This window comes from Moraxella sp. HMSC061H09 (assembly GCF_001809255.1).
GTDB lineage: Bacteria > Pseudomonadota > Gammaproteobacteria > Pseudomonadales > Moraxellaceae > Moraxella > Moraxella catarrhalis.
In genome coordinates, this window is the sequence record NZ_KV796856.1 from 166,440 (window position 1) to 186,094 (window position 19,655).

The following is a 19,655-nucleotide window of genomic DNA, read 5'->3' on the forward strand; positions in this document are numbered from 1 at the left end:
TAATCGTTAAGTTTAACTTATAAAATCTCATCAAGTGCTAAAATCAAAGATAATGGCGGCTGCCAACATAAATGCCCTGTCTTCTCATTGCCCTCTTGAACGCCACGCAAAAAGACATATTCAACAGCACCCAAATAAGCTGCTTCATTGCCAACATAGTCTTTTAATCGAATCTTTAAAAGTCGATGCAATGCCACTTGATAAATAGCAGCTTGTAGCCAATAGCCGACCTTATCCATCACTGCAGCCATGGCGTGATCATGATACTCATCAGGCGTGCTACCCAAATAATTTGATTTATAATCAACGATAAAAAATCGCCTATCGCACTCATAAACCAAATCAATCTCACCTCGTAAATAACGATAACGCATGGTATGATAGTCATCGTCAAGCAATACCAAGTCTTTGTCGCTATGTGCTTTAAACACCTCATTTAGGCGAGTGATACTAAAGGTATCGCCAAGCCCCAGTGTAAAGCTAAGCTCACGCAGTTGTACAGTCATTGGCAGAGACATTAATGAGCGATGAGATGCTCTAAAAGGTGCGTATGCAAGCTGATAAATCCAAGCAACCAACTTGGTATGATCATCGGCTTGATGCTCGTTAGAATTGATGCGTGTACCAATCTGCTGAGCGGGGCGAGTGGGTAAATAACGCTCAGCAATCCCAAGTTTTCTGCCTTGTTCATAAATCACCCCGCTGATGATACGATGAGCATCGTGCAAAGATGCCAATGCCAGTCGATCTGTCGGTAAAAATTGCATGACTTTATGCAAAAAATCACCAGCCAAACTGCCCTTAAAAAAGCTGGTACGAATGTCATCAAACTGATCAGATGCGGCCATGTCAGTCAGTACAGACAACTGATCAATATCTGCTTCATCAGGAGAAATGGCAGACTTATCCAAGCGAGTAATTAATGCACTAAAGCTGGTCTTATATTCTCCAAAAAACTGGGTTTTGGTCATCACCATATCCCAAGGTGCATAATGTTTGGTGCTAAGATTGGGCAGCTTGGTTTGATAAGGTTGGCTAAATAAATCCGCTTCAGTCAGATCTATCCAGTCCACCCAACCTTTTAGCCGATCTGGTAGGCTCAGTATTTTTTCACCTGCACAGTCAAGCCATTGATACAAAGGCATTTCTTTTGAAGTTTTTTTGGATAAATCACCACCCACGATATATAGCTGTTCAGAAGCACGCGTCAATGCCACATAGCCTAAGCGTCTGATTTCATCAATCAACTCCTGCTGATTGATATGATAATAATAATTTTCATCAATCAAATTGCCTTGGCTTAAGCTTAAGCATCGCTGAAAATTGTGATTAGTATAAGGGTAGATTGTCAGCCCATTCTCATTTTTTGGCTTTTCATCCATGCCTATGACATACACGATGGGGAATTCAAGCCCTTTTGATTTATGAATGGTCATCAAATTAACACCGCTTTCGCTCGGTAGAATGGGACGCTTATTGTGGCTATCAACATCAGCGTTCATCTGTTTATGATACCAAGCAATGATACGCATCTCGTGCAGCTGCGATTGCTCACTGACCAAAGCCACCAGCCGTTCAAGGTCCACCAAATAACGCTCGCCTTGAGTGGCTGCCTTAAGCCAAGGCGATTTGTCATCATCATAATCAATGGGCGAATGGTGAAGCGCATAAGCAAGTGCTGATGATACACCAAATTTTTGCCATTTTTCATATGATTTTTTTAGGTAGGCTAAAAGATGAGTTTTTAGATTTTGAGTTTCTGATAAGTCATTATCCAAAGCCTGCTGATCATTTGGTTCAATGATATTTATTGCTTGCTTAAGCGTCATGCCAACCAAGCTTGATACCAAAAATTTACCCAAGTTTTCGCTGTGATTTGGTTGTAGTATCGCACCAATTAACGCCAAAAGATCATCTGCAGCTTGAGTGATAAAGATATTCATCTCTTTGGGAATGATGGCTGGGATATTGAGCTGATCAAGTTCACTTTTTATCCTATCTAGCGTATCAGCTGTGCGTCCAAGTACAGCAATATCCTTTGGCAGTATCTTTTGACCATGTAGCGTATGATCACCTTGCAAAATGGTATTGATATGCCGAGCAATTTGCTCAGCCCTTTGTGCAGCTTTTTGACCAGCTTCGATATGGTCAAAATGCAACACCGCTATGGGATATTTACCATAATAATCGGCATAGGCATCAGATTGCCAATGGATACCGCCACCGTCTTTATGTGCTTGGATCTGCTGATAAAAAATCCCTTGACCTAAATTGGCATGATTGGCGACAGCATCTTGATGATTATTGTCAAACCATGCATTGAGTGCCTCAATCAGTGCTTTGCTTGAACGGCGATTGACCGTCAAAGACAGCGATTGATTCATCAATGGTGCTTTGATGAGCAAATCTTGGTTGCCATAATGCTTAATTAAATTATAATTGGTAACATCGCCACCACGAAAGCGATAAATTGCCTGCTTAGGATCTCCAACTAACAATAAAAATCCCCGTGGCAGTTTTGGCTTCTCGCCACCGATTTGCTCATAGCGGATAAGATTTTTGTGATAATTGGCAATCTCATTGAGATAAACCAGCTCAATCAGCTCAACTTGTAGCCCATTAATATCCTGAGATTCATCAATCAAAGCGACAGGATAATGATGGCGAATCTGCCGTGCCAGTGCAGGACTATTACGAAGTGCCTCATTTAATCTTACCATTTGTAGCGTAAATGTGGTCTGACCATGTGTCTCAAGCCTTTGGGCAATCTGACTTTTTGCACTTAGGATAATGTGTCGGCAGATGTGCGTATGGTATAGATTGGTTTGTTCACTTAGCGTCAAATAAACATTGGCAATATCGCTGAGAGCCTGAAGTGGCAACGCCAAAAATTGATTGATATCGCTTGGGTTGGCACTTTTATTAAAAATTTGCCAATCTTTATCCATTGCTTTTATGATTGCATCAATCAGCTTAAGTGCATCATTATCCACAAAACGAACAAATAGCACGCCGTGTTTTTGGATTAAAGACAGCAAATTTGGCAGATATTGAATCAGTTTGCCAAAGCCTAAACTCTGATTCATTGCTACTTGTTTGCGAAAATTGGCGTCAAAATATGGTGTAAATCCTGTAAAATCTGTTGTTATAATTTGATCAATCATCGCTTTGACCAAGCTTATGTCTGTATTAATAGGCATAAGCTCATCAATGGGTGCAGAATAAAAATTAATCGCTTTATTAACAATCTTGACAACAGCATCCACTTGGCTGAAAAAATTTGGATAAAATGCTTTAAAGATTTGATAAAATTCAGGCTGGGCGTGCTTAAGCCTAACTTCTTCGGCACGCATCTCATCATGGACGATGGCGGCAACTTTTTGTTCGGTATTATTTAAAATCTCCATGCCAGACTGATGCCCAATTTGGGCGGCAAATTCATTGAGCCATTTTTGAGCAAGGCTATCTAGCGTACCAACAAATAGTTTATCTAAAGAAGTTAATAAAAGCCCTGTGCGATAAACCACTTCGTTTAAGAAAGTTGCTTGCTGAGATAGGATAAATCTGAGTAAATGCTCATTAATTGGATCGGCGGCATCATACCCAGCCTGATTGGCAGAAGTAATAATTTGCTCTATGGGTGCAGTCTGATTAAACCATTCAGGCTGAGTGCTTAGCATCCCTTGCAACCAACGCATCAAGCCATAAAAGCTGTGCAGCCGCTCACTGATACGCTCTTGCATCTCAGCTGCCGCCGCCCGAGTAAAAGTTGTGGCAATAATACGCTCAGGTGGATATTTTTTTTCAATTAATAGCCGTAGAATAATCCCCGTCAGCGTCCAAGTTTTGCCTGTACCTGCCGAAGCTTCAATCAAATAAGCCTGCTCAAGCGTGCATTGTAAGGCGGCAATTTGTTCAGAGGGTTTGGGCGGTGTTGGCGGTATCGTTAAGATGGTATCAGTCATTGCGGTATCTTATTGCGAAGATCTTGGTATTTTAGCAAAAATACACTTAAATCGTTGTACTTTTTAAAGCACGCCCAATGTCTCAAAAACCTTTCGATAAAAATCGGCTTTTTTATCAATCGCCAAAGGATACGCCCGTGATGATGATGGTAAGCGATATAAATCAATGCGACGGTTGGCAATCAATAGCTGTACTTGCTCGCCAATGTTTGGTATTTTTTGGCTTGTAAATTGCTGACATAAAACTTCAGTCGCTTTTTTGCCTGTGGTGATGAATGCATGGCACCAAGGCAACTGCTTGAGCGTCTTTTCAATATCTGCTGGTGTGACAATCTGTAAAAACTGATCAGAAGCGTTGTCTTTTTGGCGGATCACCTGTTCGGCTGTGTCGCCGATGGCGATGCCCGTCTTAGTCAAAAATTGCTCAATAGCATCTTGATCAAAGGTTTTATTCGTGCTATCAATAAATCGCTTAGCATCATCAAAAAATACCAAACCCAAAATACGCCACATATCATTATTATAATTTGGATAATAAAATGGCATTGCCCAACGCTCAGGCGGTGGCGGAAAGCTGCCAAGCATCATGACACATGCATTGGGTGGTGTGAATGGTGGCAAAGGGTGTCTATGAATTGTTTGGATTGTCATAAGCTGATTAAACATAAAATTTGCCTTTACTTGATCATTAAACAGTAAAGGCATTGTTGTGATAAATTGATTTGATCAATTTTATTGAACTAACAGCTCTTTGAGTGCGATGACTGTATCACGCACTTTGGCAGCCTCTTCAAATTTTAGCTCACGAGATAATGCCTGCATTTGTTTTTCTAAGCGAGCGATTTCTTTGGCCAGTAGTTTTGGCGAATGTAGGATGTTTTCATCCACGCCTGCCAATGCTTGAGATAAAACAATCTGCACCACTTCAGAAGTTTCGTCATCACCGGTATCAATCTTATCGGTAATGGCACGACTGGCTGATTTTGGTGTGATGCCATGTTCTTGATTAAATGCAATTTGTTTGGCACGGCGGCGTTCGGTTTCATCGATGGCTTTTTGCATGCTTGGCGTGATTGTATCTGCATATAAAATTGCCTTGCCATTCACATGGCGAGCAGCACGCCCAATGGTTTGAATCAGCGACCGTTCTGAGCGTAAAAATCCTTCTTTGTCGGCATCAAAAATTGCCACCAAAGAAACCTCGGGCATATCCAATCCTTCACGCAGCAAATTGATACCTACCAAAACATCAAAAATACCCGTACGCAGCTCATGAATGATTTTCATTCGCTCAACTGTGTCAATATCAGAGTGTAAATAGGCAACCTTAATACCGTATTCTTTTAAATAGCTGGTCAAATCCTCTGCCATGCGTTTGGTCAGTGTGGTAATCAAAACCCGCTCATCGAGTGATTTTTTTAGGTTAATTTCACCAAGAATATCATCAACTTGGGTTAATACAGGGCGGATTTCAAGTATCGGATCTACAAGACCCGTTGGACGCACGACCTGCTCAACCACTTGTTCGGATTTTTCAAGCTCATATTGAGCAGGCGTGGCAGAGACAAAAATGGTCGCTGGGGAAATTTTTTCCCATTCTTCAAATTTCATGGGTCGATTATCCATAGCACTCGGCAAGCGAAACCCATATTGAACAAGCGTTTCTTTGCGGCTTTTATCGCCTTTATACATCGCACCAATCTGAGGCACAGTCACATGACTTTCATCAATAAACAGCAGTGCATCTGAGGGAATGTAATCAAATAAAGTTGGCGGTGCTTCACCTGCTGGTCGACCTGACAGATGACGAGAGTAGTTTTCAATACCATTACAATAACCAAGCTGCCCAATCATCTCAAGATCATACTGTGTACGCTCTTTGATGCGTTGTGCTTCAATGAATTTATCATTAGCACGAAAATATTCTAGCCTTTGGGCAAGCTCTTCTTTGATCGTGGCACTGGCAGCTTCTAGCTTATCTTTTGGAGTGACATAATGTGATTTTGGATAAATGGTAATGCGTGGTACTGATTTGATATTTTTACCCGTCAAGGGGTCAAACCAAGTAATTTTTTCAATTTCATCATCAAACATCTGTATGCGTACTGCCAAGCTTTCACTTTCAGCAGGATAAATATCCAAAGTTTCGCCACGAATGCGATAAGTCCCTCGCCCAAAATCCAGTTCATTGCGTTCGTATTGTAATTCAACAAGTCGTTTGATTACCGCATCACGATGCACTCGATCACCAACAACAATATGAAGCAACATTTTTAGGTAGCTTTCAGGATCACCCAAGCCATAAATTGCCGATACTGATGCCACGATGATGGCATCTCGTCGCTCTAATAAGGCACGAGTTGCTGACAGTCGCATTTGGTCAATATGATCGTTAATGGCAGAATCTTTCTCAATAAAAGTATCGCTGGCTGGTACATAGGCTTCAGGCTGATAATAATCATAATAACTGACAAAATATTCAACGGCATTATTCGGAAAAAATGCCTTAAATTCACCATATAGCTGAGCTGCCAAAGTCTTATTATGTGCCATGATGATGGCAGGACGACCGCACTCGGCAATCACCTTTGCCATGGTGTAGGTTTTACCAGAACCTGTCACACCCAACAAAAGTTGACCACGCATGTCCGCTTCAACACCTTTTACAAGCTCGGCGATGGCTTTTGGCTGATCGCCCGATGGCTCAAAATCGGTTACCATCTCAAATGCTTGACTGGAGATTTGTGTTCCTGAGACATTCACGCCTGTCAGCTGGGCTTTTTCTTGAATTCTACGAGCAAGTTGGTTGGTTTGTCGTTCGGCTCTGGTCGTTTCGGGCAGTCGCATAATGGATTTTTCTTCTTCTTTAAACAGTTAAATTAATCAAACCCCATTACCATGGGGATGATAATGGGGTTTTGCAAGGGCAATCACTTAACCAAAGGTGGTTAATGACATCAATGAATTTACCAGACCAAATGACCAGCCGTACGCTGGCTGATGAATCCATCTGGTATTTGACCATTAGCAGCTTGCCAGCGTGCAAATGCTTGGCGGGTATTACTACCAGCGACACCGTCAATGCCTTGGGTGTCATAGCCTTGTGCAGTTAAGTTTTTTTGTAAATTGATGATTTGGGTGCGTGATAATGGCTGTTCATGACGTGGCCAAGATTGAACAAGATCATGGCCACCGGCAATTTTTTTGGCAAGCAAAGAAACACCCAAAGCATAGCTTGAGGAATTGTTATAAACACGAATGACCTCAAAATTTTTGGTGAGTAGCAATGCTGGCCCATATTGACCAGCAGGTAGCCACAATTGTGCTTCATGTACGCCACCAAAATATTCACCGCTTGCACTGACCAGCCCTAATGCCTTCCACGCATCAAGGCTACGCTTGCTATTTAGCTGTAAAAAGTCAAACCCAGTTGGTAATCGCACTTCATAAAAAGGCTGTAAGCCACGAATCCAGCCAGCATTTGCCAAATAACTTGCAGTGGAAGTTAAGGCATCTTGGCGATTCCAAGGGTTTTTTCGACCATTGGCATCACCATCGATACTCTCTTGTATCCATGTCGTTGGGATAAATTGAGTATGTCCCATGCCTCCTGCCCATGAGCCTTTTAGCTGAGATGCTGCCACATCACCACGCTCAATCATTAAAAGCATCGCAAGTAACTGGTTTTCAGCAAACTCACGGCGGCGACCATCATACGCTAGGCTTGATAACGCACTGACCAAATCCATACTACCCATGCCAGCACCGTATGATGACTCCATACCCCAAATGGCGGCGGTAATCTCTTTTGGTGTGCCATAGATAGATTCAGCTGAGGTTAATATGCTCAAATTTTCATTTAATTTGGATCTGCCTTGGCTGATGCGATTTGAAGAGGCGGCTGATTCGACATATTCCCAGGGCATTTTGGTGAATTCAGCTTGACTACGATCCAACTCTATCACACGCTGATTGAGCGTGGCATTACCCATCAATGCATTTAAACTATTGGCATTAATACCTTTTGCCAAGGCACGATGAATAAAATCATGTTTCCATTCAGCAAAGGTAGCATAATGACTTTGGGTGGTCATGCTGGGTGTGTTGGTGGGGGCTGGTTTTTGTACGACGACCGATTTTTGTACCACAACGGATGCAGGTTTGGCGGTCGTAGGCTGAACGGTTGAGGTAGGTACTTTGGTCAAAGCTTGAGTAGGCACTTGAGCAGGCGGTGCAACCTGTGTGGGATTGGGTGTAACCTGCACAACTTTGATTGGTGCACGCTCATGTGTCACATGAGAAGTACAGGCACTTAAAAGCACACTGATTGTCATGACAGATAATGCCCAATGGGTGGCAGACTGATTTTTCATAAATACTTCCAAAAATAATCTCATTTTTACCAATCACAATAGGCATCATCACTCAAGTGTTTAAACACATCAATAAAAATATTGTGATAAAAAGCACCGAGAAGCTATTTTTGGCGCTTTTTAGCGGTTAAAATTTTGGTTTATTTCAATGACATTTCAATTAAACTGCAGATACGCCCGTCATATCAACGGGTGTATCGACGACGGTGACACCTTTATCTTTGACAGCGTCATTTCTTTTATTTTGAAGATCAGTTAAATAAACTTCATCAATATCGCCTGCAATATATTTACCATCAAAAACCGAACAATCAAAGCCGTCAACTTGGCTGTGTTTGGTGTCTTTGACCGCTTCGATCAAATCACCTAAGTCTTGGAAAATTAAACGATCGGCACCGATAATCTCGCACACTTCTTCAACACTACGGCCTGATGAAATCAGCTCACCACGCACAGGCATATCAATGCCATAAACATTGGGGTACATGACTGGCGGCGCTGCCGACGCAAAAAAGACTTTTTTAGCACCTGCATCTCGAGCCATCTGAATAATCTCATAGCAGGTAGTACCACGAACGATTGAATCATCGACCAAAAGCACATTTTTGTTTTTAAATTCTAATGGTACGGCATTTAATTTTTGGCGGACGCTTTTTTTGCGCTGCTGCTGACCTGGCATGATAAAGGTGCGGCCAATATAGCGATTTTTATTAAAGCCCTCACGGTATTTGACATTTAAGCGAACCGCAAGCTCTAACGCAGAATTTCTTGAGGTATCTGGAATCGGTATAACCACATCAATCCCATGATCCTCACCCCATTCACGCAAAATTTGATCGGCTAATTTTTCGCCCATACGCATTCTTGCCTTGTGGACGGAGATATTATCAATAATAGAATCAGGGCGAGCAAAATACACATATTCAAAGATACAAGGCGTGTATTGACCTTTTTCGATAGGTACACACTGATGCGTGTGAATGCTGTGGTTTAGATCAATAAAAATCGCTTCACCAGGTGCGATATCTCTGACTATCTCAAAGCCAAGCGCTTGTAATGCGACTGACTCTGATGCGACCATATATTCTATGCCTTTTTCGGTCAATCGGCGTCCATAGACCAATGGACGAATGCCATTAGGATCACGAAATGCCACCAAACCGTGACCTGTAATCAAAGCCACCACACCAAACGCACCTTGACAGCGTTTATACAGCTTAGTCAGTGCCTCAAAGATATCATCAGATTCTAAAGCAGGCTTGGTAAATTTTTGAAGTTCGTGGGCAAAAATATTAAGCAAAACTTCAGAATCTGACTGAGTATTGAGATGACGGCGATCTTCTTCGTACAGCTCACGCGCCAATTTTTCGGCATTGGTTAAGTTGCCATTATGTGCCAAAGCAATGCCATAAGGGGAATTGACATATAAGGGCTGAGCTTCTGCGGTACTAGAAGTTCCTGCGGTAGGATAGCGTACATGACCGATACCACAATTGCCCACCAAGCGTGTCATATGTTGATTTAAGAATACATCACGCACCATACCATTATCTTTACGCAGATAGAGGCGATTGTCTTTTAAGGTGACAATACCCGCCGCATCTTGACCACGGTGCTGTAGCATGGTTAAACCATCATACAATATTTGATTGACAGGTTCATGCGCCATAACGCCGATTACACCACACATAGTTACTCCAAATTATTGATAACAATAAGTTAATAATTATTAAAAATTGATGTTAAATGATATTATCATCGTTGATTTTTATAGGGATTTTCCAGCTGATTCCAAGTACTATCAAATGCCTTATGTAAGAAATTCTTTGCCATTGGTGCATAAGGCAATAGGCTTGGAACAAGTACAGATGACTGAGCAGCAGGTGTTAGCATTAATATCGGAGAGATGATACTTAGGACAATCAAAACCTTTAACATGCCAGTGGCGGCACCAAATACACTGCCGCCAATACGATCCAAAAATCCCAATTTTAATGCCTTAAATGAGCGTGATAATAGGCTAGCAACTGTGCCGACAAGTAAAACAGTGATCAGCATGATGACAATAAACGCCATGGCAACTTGTAAAACTGGGTTGTCAATCCATGGGGCAAATATATGAGAAAAACTATTTGCTGTTTTTGATGCAACCACTAAGGCAATAAACCACGATAACAGCATTGCCATGCTTTTTATCATGCCAACAGTAAAACCACGCCAAATACCCAAAAGCACAACAATGCTGATAATAATGTCAATCACATTCATAGGATTATCCGTAGCGATCACCTGAGAGTGCCTGAACGCAATCCGTCACAAGCCCAGGACCTTTATAAATTAGCCCAGAGTACAACTGAACCGCCTTAGCACCTGCATGAAGTTTTTTGACAGCAAGTTCGCCTGTCTCAATACCACCCACGCCAATCAAATCGACTTTATCAGCGATACGGTCTGCAAATTGGGATAAAATCAGCGTACTTTGGTGATTGACAGGACGACCCGATAACCCACCCGCTTCTTCTCCATGACGAAAACCTTCAACGCCTGTGCGTGATAAGGTGGTATTTGTTGCAATCAAACCATCAATCTCAAAATCAATCACTGTGCGAGAAATGTCATCAATCTGACTTAAATCTAAATCAGGTGCAATCTTCAATGCCAAAGGTACATAAAATCCATAGTCATTGGCTAAGCGTAACTGACAGTTTTTTATGCCATCAAGTAGTTGTGATAAGGCATCGCCACTTTGTAAATTACGTAAATTTTTGGTATTGGGGCTTGAAATATTAATCGTGATATAGCTGGCATATGGATAAACACGCTCAAGACAATAAATATAATCATCAAGTGCATTTTCAACAGGCGTCGTGGCATTTTTACCGATATTGATACCAAGAACACCTTGATACTTTGCCTGTTCAATATTATCAATCATCACATCCACGCCATGATTATTAAATCCCATTCGATTAATAATACCGTTCGCTTCTTTGATGCGGAATAAACGAGGTTTGTCGTTACCCATTTGAGGCTTTGGGGTGACCGTACCAATTTCCAAAAACCCAAATCCCAGCTCACTTAGGGCATCAATATACGCCCCATTTTTATCCAAACCTGCCGCCAAGCCCACTGGGTTTAATAAAGAAATACCCATGCACTCAGTCGGTAGCGCCTGCTTAGCATACACAAAACCCAAAAGATGTGCTTTGTTGGCAGATTCAAGCATCTGAAGCGTTTTTTCGTGAGCTTGCTCAGGATTCATACTAAATAATAACGGACGCAACAGTGCATAAGGCATAAACACTTCCTTAAACCATCAAATATGAAATTAAAATTATCTAATTATAGCATAAATAATCAAAATCAGTCGGTGTTTTATTTTTGCTTAAGTGACACGCCATCTCAAAATCTAATAATGCTTTTTTAATGGCAACACCACCTGTATAACCACCCAAACCCCCATCAGATGCAACCACTCGGTGACAAGGAACGATTAGGCTTAAAGGATTTTTGCCATTGGCATTGGCACAGGCGCGAAACGCTTTGGGTTTATCAATGAGTGTGGCAAGCTTGGCATAGCTGATGGTCTGACCATAATCAATCGTCAACAGTGCCGCCCAAACCTGTTGCTGAAATTGAGTGCCATAAGAAAAATCAAGCGGTATGCTAAAGTTCCTGCGAGTACCATCAAAGTACTCATTAAGCTGCTCGGTGGTCTGTAAAAGAATCGCCTGATCGGGCTGATTGATATCTAATTGGGATGGTTTTATAAATACCGCATGCTGATTGGCTTGATTGAGCAGTTTTTGGGTTTTGATATCTTGCCAATCAAGTAAAATCAGCTTACCGTGACTGGCAGTTAGGTGCATGGTTGGCAAATCAGGTAAAAAACTTGGTGGATGATAGTTAGTGCTAACTGCTTTTGCCATCATTCTTCTTTTTCCAAAAGTGCATCAACAAAATCTTTTGGCTTAAATGGCTGTAGGTCGTCAATACCCTCTCCAACGCCGATAAAACGGATGGGAATATCCGTATTTTGGGCGATATTAAATACCACACCACCTTTGGCTGTCCCATCTAGCTTTGTAACACTGATGCCAGTTAAATTCACTGCTTCTGAAAATACTTGCACTTGATTGATGGCGTTTTGACCTGTGCCTGCATCTAGCACGATCATCGTCTCATGCGGAGCAGTTTCGTCGCCCTTTTTCATCACACGCACAACCTTTTCAAGTTCATTCATCAGATGCGTTTTATTTTGTAGGCGTCCTGCTGTATCAGCGATAAGCACATCAATGCCCTTTGCCTTGGCAGACTGCATGGCATCAAAAATCACCGAAGCACTGTCTGAGCCATGACCTTGAGCGATGACAGGAATGCCATTTCGCTCACCCCAAATTTGTAGCTGCTCGGTGGCGGCGGCTCGAAAAGTGTCGCCAGCGGCAAGCATGACCGACTTACCCTCATTTTGTAAACGCTTGGCAAGCTTACCGATTGTGGTGGTCTTACCAACACCATTGACACCCACCATCAAAATGACATAGGGCTTTTTGGTGGTATCAATAATCAAAGGTGCAACTTTTGGCGTCAAAATGTCGGTCAACTCGGTTTTGAGTGCTTTATACAAAGCATGCGAGTAAATCAAATCGCCACGCGCGGTCTGCTCGGTGAGATTTTTGATAATGCGATTGGTGGCATTGACACCAATATCAGCAACCAGTAGCTGATCTTCAACTTCCTCAAGCAGCTCATCATCAATCTGTTTGCCACCAACCAAGACATTAACCAGCCCTTCTGATAGGTTTTTACTTGACTTTGATAGTCCAGCTTTCATGCGGGAAAACCAGCCACCTTTTTCGTTTTCGCTCATATCCTTACCTACATTTTATGATTTTGTTCAATGATTTTGATTGTAGCACAAATTTACCCAAAATTCATTACACAAAAACCTTAAAACCTATCATAACATGCTTGGGGATCGGTGGTATTAGCTGATATTAGGCCATGTTTTGTAATGATTCGCCTAAGATCACGCCGCCATCATTTTTGGTAATCATGACTGTCGCTGAGCGCGGTACGCGTCCGCCTGGAACCGCACCCCAAGTCACATCAGGGCTGTCTTCGCCAGGATGCTGGATATTGATGAATAAGGTTTTGAAGTCGGGTGTCATGGTGATGCCTGTGACCTCACAGCCTTTTGGACCCACAAAGAATCTTTTTAGGGTATCATTAGTCGCCATTGCACCCACAGGCGTATTACGTCCTGTGGTTGTGGTCATGATTTTACCATCACCCACATGGCTAGGCAGCGCTGCAAGTAGCATACAGTTGGTAGTTTTGGTATAAGCACTGTCATCCGTTTGAATCCACAAGACACCACGTGGATCAAAATACAAGCCATCTGGAGAAGACAAGTCATTTTCAGCAGATAGATTGGATAAGTTTTGCTCAGTCAAATCATTTGGCGCAGCAAACAAATACACATCCCAATCAAACGCTGTTGCGGTATGCTCACCGCGCTCACGCCAGCGAACGATATGACCATGTTGGTTGCCTTTGTTATTATAGCTTCTTGGGTTGGCGGCATCGGTAGCTTCAACTGTACGCTTTGAGTTGTTGGTCAAAGTCACATAAACTTCGCCTGTGATCGGACTGACCGAGATCCACTCAGGACGGTCCATCTTGGTTGCGCCTACGCTGTCGGCTGCCAAGCGAGCATTGATGACAACATCGGCTTGGTCTTTGAACGGATAATCTTTATGATTGACTTTACCATAAGACAGCTCACGCCATTCACCTGTACCATCTGTATTAAACACAGCAACATACAGCGTGCCATTGTTCATGTATTTATCGCCTGCTTTTAGGCCTTTGCCCACATCGCTTGGTGACCATTTGGCTTTAGAGACAAATTTATAAATGTACTCACCGCGCGCATCATCACCCATATAAAAGACCACAGGCTTGCCAGCGACAGGCGGTACAAAGGCACAGTTTTCATGAGCAAAGCGCCCCAGGCTTGTGCGCTTTACTGCGCGAGCTTTTGGATCAAATGGATCAATTTCTACGATGTATCCAAAGCCATTAAACCCGTTACGATAATCAGCACTTGCGTCATTGGCTTTGGCAGTGGCTTCCCAGCGACTGAATTCATCAGTTACAATGCCTTCTTTATCGTCAGCAGTGTGCCACAAATAGCCGCCGCCTGTGCTGTTTTCTTTTAAGCCATAGCGAGCCAGTGCGACATCTGCTTGGGTGCCGATTTTGGCTTTGTCTTCACCGCGTGCAAAGACATTTAAAAAGTTTTCTTCGGTGGTTAGATAAGTGCCCCATGGTGACATACCTGAACCACATTGGTTATTGATGCCCCAAGTGCTTTTGCCTGATTTGTCAAATTTGGTGATAAGCATTTTACTACCTGCTGCTGCACCTGCAAAATCTACCGTCGTTGCACTTGAAAAACGCTTATTAAATGGTGAGTTTTTGACCATTTCATAGCGATCGCCTGTCTTTCTTAGCTCAACCACAGTCACGCCATGAGCGTTAGCATCGCGACGCACATCCATAGCAAGGCGTTTTTTTCGATAAATCGGCGCGGCATTGTTATCTTCCTGTGTAAAGAAACCCATTGGGTGTAGATTTTCGTTGGTATATTCATGGTTGATTGCCAACAAAGCACGATTTGATTGATTGGGATCAAATTTGCCGTTGACCATGCCATAAAAATGCATACCGTCGTGGTTATCGCCCATGCGATACAAAAATGATTCGCCTGAATGTTCGCGGTTGTCACGGAACGCTTCGATGCCATCGATCAGCGGCTCACCCAAATGCAAAAATGCACGCGCCGTGTAGCCTTCGGCAACTTTCATGTCATTGCCTGTATAATGAGGTACGGCTTTGAATTGAAGTTTTGTTGGGCGTGCCAAATTTGTTTTCGTTGGTGCCGTGGTGGAATTTGTGCTCGCCATCAAAGGCAATGAGCCAAACATGGCAGCAGCCGTCAAGCCTGCACCACCTTTTAAAATGGTGCGGCGTGACACGGTTTGATTTAGGATATCAGCAAAGCTTGGGTTGCTGGTTGAGTTTGAGTCTTCGATAAAATCGTGTGGGTTATTCATCTGTATTTCCTTAGGCTTGCCATAGTAAGCTGGCTTGGTGAATGCCGTTATCTTAGCAAGCAAGCATGACAGATTAGTGACTGATTCATGACAGATTTATGACAGAGATTAAGCAGTTTTTGTTTGACAAAATTTTCATTTGATAAGCATTTATTACTCAATGTAGATAATCTGTGACATTTGGCTTTAGTGTTGTGTTTTTGATGATGATTATCATTATAATACTTAGGTCATCAAAATAATGGTCAGATGATTTAGCGATAATTTAGCTGGAGTGATTTATGAATGACTTATTAAAAAGTTGCTTACTGATGATATTTGCTTTGACAGTCATCGGCTGTGCCAGTGTTTCACCGACAGCATCGGTGATGATTAGCGGTACAACCACATTATAAAACAAAATAAGGATATACTATGAAACTCATGCCATTGGCTTTTGTGATTGGTGCGGCGGTTGGCTTATCTGCCTGTCAAAGTCTTGACCATACCCAAAACGCTATCTCAACCACAAAAACCCCAAGCACCCAAGCAGAACATCACGATATTTATACCCAAACCTTAAAAAATGGTCTAAAGGTCATCATCAAACAAGACAGCCGAGCGCCCATTGTGATGACCCAAGTTTGGTATGATGTGGGTTCAAGTGATGAGCCTATTGGAAAAGGTGGTATTTCACATTTTTTAGAACACATGATGTTTAAAGATGCCAAAGGTGTCAGTCATGACGACTATCAACGCCTCATTAGTCATTTTGGGGGTGAGTTAAATGCCTTTACCAGTGATGAATTTACGGCCTATTATGAAAGCCTGCCTGCCAATCAATTTCCATTGGCACTACAAATAGAAGCCAATCGCATGAATAACCTCATCTTAACCGCTGAGGAGGTTGCCACCGAAAAACAGGTAATCAAAGAAGAACGCCGCCTAACCACAGACGACAAACCCACCGCCAAAGCTCATGAAGAGTTTTTGGCAATTGCCCTACCAAATTCTCCCAAAGGTCTCCCCATCATTGGTAGCATGCCAGAGATTGAAGCAATTACGGTAACAGACTTGCAAAATTGGTATGATCAATGGTACGCACCAAACAATGCAACATTAGTACTGGTTGGCGACATCGACCCCAAAACCGCCCTGCCTTGGATCGAAAAATATTTTGGCACTCTAAAACCATCATCATTACCAAAACGCACCCCACTTAGCCAGCCAAGTCATCGTGGCTATACGCAGACCAATAGCTATCAAAATGTTAAAGTACCAAGCTTAATCATGGGGTTTAATGTACCTACTTTAGGTAGTCGTACTATTAAAAATCATACCAAAGAAGCTCATGCATTATCACTGCTTAGCGATATTGCTGATGGCGGCTTATCAGCGCGTTTTGAGCGTCATCTGATTCGCAAATTACAAATACTAAATAGCGTTTCTATTCGCTATAATATGCTCTCAAAAAGTGATGATTTATTTACCATTATTGCCACACCTCGTGAGGGTGTCAGCTTGGCAGATGCTGAAGCTGCCATATTAGCAGAGCTTAATGCCATCACCAACGATCAAATCACGGATGATGAGCTGGCCCGTAGTCGTGCAAGCTTGTTATCATCTTTGGTGTTTGCCAATGATAGTATCGCCAAACAAGCCTCTAATTTAGGTGCTTTGTCTGCGTTGGGGTTGCCTTTAGATACTTTAGATACTCTACCAAAAGCATTGGACAAAGTCAGTAAATCAGACATCCAAGCTGTGGGTAAAAAATATCTGACCAAAGACAATCTAACCACGGTTTATGTATTGCCCAAAAATACACAATCGCCCTCAGACACTCATTAATCGATGGACACTGACATGAAACATTTAACAAAACATCGCCTATCAGCTGCCATCATTGGCGTTTTATTATTCATTAGCCCATCAGTGCAAGCAAATACGACACACCATCACACGCTAACCAGTAGCGAGCTTAAACTTGCTGATGATAGTATTATTGATAGTATCAATCAATTGGGTGAGCTGACCGTCAATATTCCAAATACACAATATTTTCAAACCAACAACGGTGTGAGCGTTGCTTTTACGCCATTACATGAGCTGCCTATTGTCGATATCAGCTTGTATTTTAATGCAGGGTCAGCGTATGACCATCAGGTTGGCAAATCAGGCACGGCTAACATGGTTGCAACCATGCTCACCCAAGGAACTGACAGCCTTTCTGAAGATGAGTTTGTTGCTGCCAAAGAGCGTCTTGGCATTGATTTTACCAGTACAGCAAATAAGGATAACTTAACTTTATCATTAAGAAGCTTGTCTGATCAATCATTATTAAATCAAGCCGCCGATTTAATGGTCGATGCTGTCACTCAACCTGCTTTTGATGATAAGACTCTACAACGCAACAAAAATCAGCTCATCACCAGTTTAAAACAAAAAAAGCAAAACCCTTATCATGTAGCTTCTGTTGCTTATCATCAAGCCGTATATGAAAATCATCCTTATGCACACGCAACCACAGGCGATGAAGATAGTATTGCCAAAATTGATCGTGATGAGCTGCTTAATTTTTGGCATACTTTTATTAATGCAAATAATGCGACACTGGTGATTACAGGTGATATGACCGCCGAGCAAGCCAAATCACTTGCCAACCATCTGACCGCCAAATTACCGACAGGCAAGTCGTATAAAAATACGCTGGATTTGACAAAACCAGTTAAGGCTCGCCATATCCATATTCCTCACAACAGTAGTCAAACCCAAATCATCATCGGTCACCCCACCAGTAAAGTACGCACGGACAAAGCAGGTCGTCAAGAGTTCAGCGATTTTTCATTAGGTAATGAAATTTTGGCAGGTGGTGATTTTAATGCCAGATTGATGAAAACCATTCGAGAGCAAAAAGGCTACACTTATGGCATTTATGGCGGTATGGAACGCCTCAGAGCAGGTGGTAATTATGTGGTTGAATTTTCAACCGATGGCGATAAAGCAGCCGATGCCATTTTAGAGACGCTACACATCATTAATGAGTCGCTGAATGAAGGCATAACCCAAGAAGAGCTTGAATTGGTGCGTTTGGGTAATAAAAATGGTTTTGCCAATATTTTTTCAAGCAATGCCAGTATTCATCGTGTCATTGGTGCTTTATTTGTTGCCGATTACCCAAAAGATCATCTTAACCATACGCTCAATCGCTTGGATAATGCCACGATAAATAGTGTTAATACCGCACTGAACTTGCGTATCAAGCCTGATGAATTTATCATCATCACCGTGGGTAAAACTAAGCCAAATTTGGACAAATAACTAAATAACTCAAATCCTTAAAACATGCCAAACGATTTTGGCATGTTTTAAGTGGATAGTTTGGAATGATGAGACTTTGAGCGGCGTTTTTTTCGTTGATTTTGGATCAGTTTTAGGCGTACAAGTCTCAATATTTGAGTATATAATTTGCCCATTTGATGATAAAATAAAGCGGCAATCAAAATGATCGTAATTGGCAAAATCATCGATAAATATCCGATGTAACTGTATAAAAGTACAGCTGAAATACTGCCCATAAAAAATCCCCACCACAGCGAGCTATGTAAAATGATTTTACGCAAGCTGACACGCCGACCAACCAACCAGTTACCTACTGTAGCACCCAAGTCTGAAGTGATACCGGTTAAATGTGTGGTGCGAATGACTGTGCCATGATAAGTTGCAACCATTGAGTTTTGGAGTCCGCACGCCATGGCAATCATCATTTGACCCAAAAAATGATGTGTCAATAAATACATCCAAAGGCTCAAGCACAGCATCAGCACCTCTAAAAGCATGGCATAGCCATAATTTTGGTGGATATTGAGTTCACTTGAGCCAATGATAGCACCACTTAATACCGATCCTACCCAAAAAGACCCGATGGATATTAATAATAACTTAAAATTTAACCAGTCATTGCTAAGCATTGAAACCACAAATAAACTGACATTGCCTGTCACATGTGATGCTGAAATATGGGTGATACCCATTAAGGCAGTTGTATTTAAAATACCTGCACAAAATGCCAAAACCACAGCACTCATTAATACCCAAGTTGGAATGACCTGCCCCATGATTTTCATTAATCATCACCTGTTGTCTAAATCAGCCCTTACCGTATGATTATACAATAAACCACCTGAGCTAAACCATACCAAAACACTACTGTTTTTATT

Annotated in this window: 13 protein-coding genes; 2 read left to right on the forward strand and 11 right to left on the reverse strand. The window is 42.1% G+C overall.

What is annotated here, in order from left to right:
• Positions 1-17: 17 nt before the first annotated feature.
• The 10 genes from HMPREF2573_RS07265 to HMPREF2573_RS07310 all read right to left on the reverse strand — a co-directional run bounded on the left by HMPREF2573_RS07265 (position 18) and on the right by HMPREF2573_RS07310 (position 15,459).
• Positions 18-3,965, reverse strand: a complete 3,948-nt coding sequence (locus tag HMPREF2573_RS07265) for a UvrD-helicase domain-containing protein (protein WP_070473065.1) — start codon at positions 3,963-3,965, stop codon at positions 18-20.
• Between the two features lie 63 nt (positions 3,966-4,028).
• Entirely contained in the window at positions 4,029-4,631 is a 603-nt protein-coding gene (locus HMPREF2573_RS07270) for a uracil-DNA glycosylase family protein (RefSeq protein WP_003668387.1), read from the reverse strand.
• A gap of 66 nt (positions 4,632-4,697) precedes the next feature.
• Entirely contained in the window at positions 4,698-6,686 is a 1,989-nt protein-coding gene (gene uvrB, locus HMPREF2573_RS07275; RefSeq protein ID WP_196758200.1) for an excinuclease ABC subunit UvrB, read from the reverse strand.
• A gap of 245 nt (positions 6,687-6,931) precedes the next feature.
• Entirely contained in the window at positions 6,932-8,338 is a 1,407-nt protein-coding gene (locus HMPREF2573_RS07280) for a lytic murein transglycosylase (protein WP_003659767.1), read from the reverse strand.
• A gap of 160 nt (positions 8,339-8,498) precedes the next feature.
• On the reverse strand, positions 8,499-10,028 hold the full coding sequence (gene purF / locus HMPREF2573_RS07285; protein ID WP_003659765.1) for an amidophosphoribosyltransferase: 1,530 nt from the start codon (positions 10,026-10,028) through the stop codon (positions 8,499-8,501).
• Between the two features lie 65 nt (positions 10,029-10,093).
• A complete protein-coding gene (locus tag HMPREF2573_RS07290) occupies positions 10,094-10,606 on the reverse strand; it encodes a CvpA family protein (protein ID WP_003658194.1) in 513 nt (170 codons plus the stop codon).
• 4 nt (positions 10,607-10,610) lie between these two features.
• Positions 10,611-11,636: a quinone-dependent dihydroorotate dehydrogenase gene (locus HMPREF2573_RS07295; RefSeq protein WP_003658196.1), complete on the reverse strand. Its 1,026-nt coding sequence runs from the start codon at positions 11,634-11,636 to the stop codon at positions 10,611-10,613.
• Between the two features lie 40 nt (positions 11,637-11,676).
• Positions 11,677-12,270 (reverse strand): methylated-DNA--[protein]-cysteine S-methyltransferase, encoded by a 594-nt coding sequence (locus HMPREF2573_RS07300; protein WP_003658198.1) that lies wholly within the window; start codon positions 12,268-12,270, stop codon positions 11,677-11,679.
• Positions 12,267-13,208 carry a signal recognition particle-docking protein FtsY gene (gene ftsY / locus HMPREF2573_RS07305; protein WP_003661250.1) on the reverse strand — a complete coding sequence of 314 codons (942 nt, stop codon included), beginning with the start codon at positions 13,206-13,208 and terminating at the stop codon, positions 12,267-12,269. Before ftsY ends, HMPREF2573_RS07300 begins: the two co-directional genes overlap by 4 nt.
• Positions 13,209-13,335: 127 nt before the next feature.
• Positions 13,336-15,459 carry a PhoX family protein gene (locus tag HMPREF2573_RS07310; protein ID WP_003671057.1) on the reverse strand — a complete coding sequence of 708 codons (2,124 nt, stop codon included), beginning with the start codon at positions 15,457-15,459 and terminating at the stop codon, positions 13,336-13,338.
• A gap of 414 nt (positions 15,460-15,873) precedes the next feature.
• Between HMPREF2573_RS07310 and HMPREF2573_RS07315 the strand changes: the two genes are divergently transcribed.
• Both HMPREF2573_RS07315 and HMPREF2573_RS07320 read left to right on the forward strand, forming a co-directional pair.
• On the forward strand, positions 15,874-17,286 hold the full coding sequence (locus tag HMPREF2573_RS07315) for a M16 family metallopeptidase (protein WP_070473068.1): 1,413 nt from the start codon (positions 15,874-15,876) through the stop codon (positions 17,284-17,286).
• Between the two features lie 15 nt (positions 17,287-17,301).
• Positions 17,302-18,756, forward strand: coding sequence for a M16 family metallopeptidase (locus HMPREF2573_RS07320; RefSeq protein ID WP_003664328.1), 1,455 nt, complete (start codon positions 17,302-17,304; stop codon positions 18,754-18,756).
• A 47-nt stretch (positions 18,757-18,803) separates the two neighbouring features.
• Here HMPREF2573_RS07320 and HMPREF2573_RS07325 read toward each other — a convergent pair whose 3' ends face one another.
• Positions 18,804-19,562 carry a YoaK family protein gene (locus HMPREF2573_RS07325; protein WP_070473071.1) on the reverse strand — a complete coding sequence of 253 codons (759 nt, stop codon included), beginning with the start codon at positions 19,560-19,562 and terminating at the stop codon, positions 18,804-18,806.
• Between the last annotated feature and the right edge of the window lie 93 nt (positions 19,563-19,655).

Coding starts and splice junctions, on each gene's coding strand:
- HMPREF2573_RS07265 (WP_070473065.1), bottom strand. CDS start 3,965: ATGACTGATACCATCTTAACGATACCGCCAACACCGCCCAAACCCTCT.
- HMPREF2573_RS07270 (WP_003668387.1), bottom strand. CDS start 4,631: ATGTTTAATCAGCTTATGACAATCCAAACAATTCATAGACACCCTTTG.
- uvrB (WP_196758200.1), bottom strand. CDS start 6,686: ATGGTAACCGATTTTGAGCCATCGGGCGATCAGCCAAAAGCCATCGCC.
- HMPREF2573_RS07280 (WP_003659767.1), bottom strand. CDS start 8,338: ATGAAAAATCAGTCTGCCACCCATTGGGCATTATCTGTCATGACAATC.
- purF (WP_003659765.1), bottom strand. CDS start 10,028: ATGTGTGGTGTAATCGGCGTTATGGCGCATGAACCTGTCAATCAAATA.
- HMPREF2573_RS07290 (WP_003658194.1), bottom strand. CDS start 10,606: ATGAATGTGATTGACATTATTATCAGCATTGTTGTGCTTTTGGGTATT.
- HMPREF2573_RS07295 (WP_003658196.1), bottom strand. CDS start 11,636: ATGCCTTATGCACTGTTGCGTCCGTTATTATTTAGTATGAATCCTGAG.
- HMPREF2573_RS07300 (WP_003658198.1), bottom strand. CDS start 12,270: ATGATGGCAAAAGCAGTTAGCACTAACTATCATCCACCAAGTTTTTTA.
- ftsY (WP_003661250.1), bottom strand. CDS start 13,208: ATGAGCGAAAACGAAAAAGGTGGCTGGTTTTCCCGCATGAAAGCTGGA.
- HMPREF2573_RS07310 (WP_003671057.1), bottom strand. CDS start 15,459: ATGAATAACCCACACGATTTTATCGAAGACTCAAACTCAACCAGCAAC.
- HMPREF2573_RS07315 (WP_070473068.1), top strand. CDS start 15,874: ATGAAACTCATGCCATTGGCTTTTGTGATTGGTGCGGCGGTTGGCTTA.
- HMPREF2573_RS07320 (WP_003664328.1), top strand. CDS start 17,302: ATGAAACATTTAACAAAACATCGCCTATCAGCTGCCATCATTGGCGTT.
- HMPREF2573_RS07325 (WP_070473071.1), bottom strand. CDS start 19,562: ATGAAAATCATGGGGCAGGTCATTCCAACTTGGGTATTAATGAGTGCT.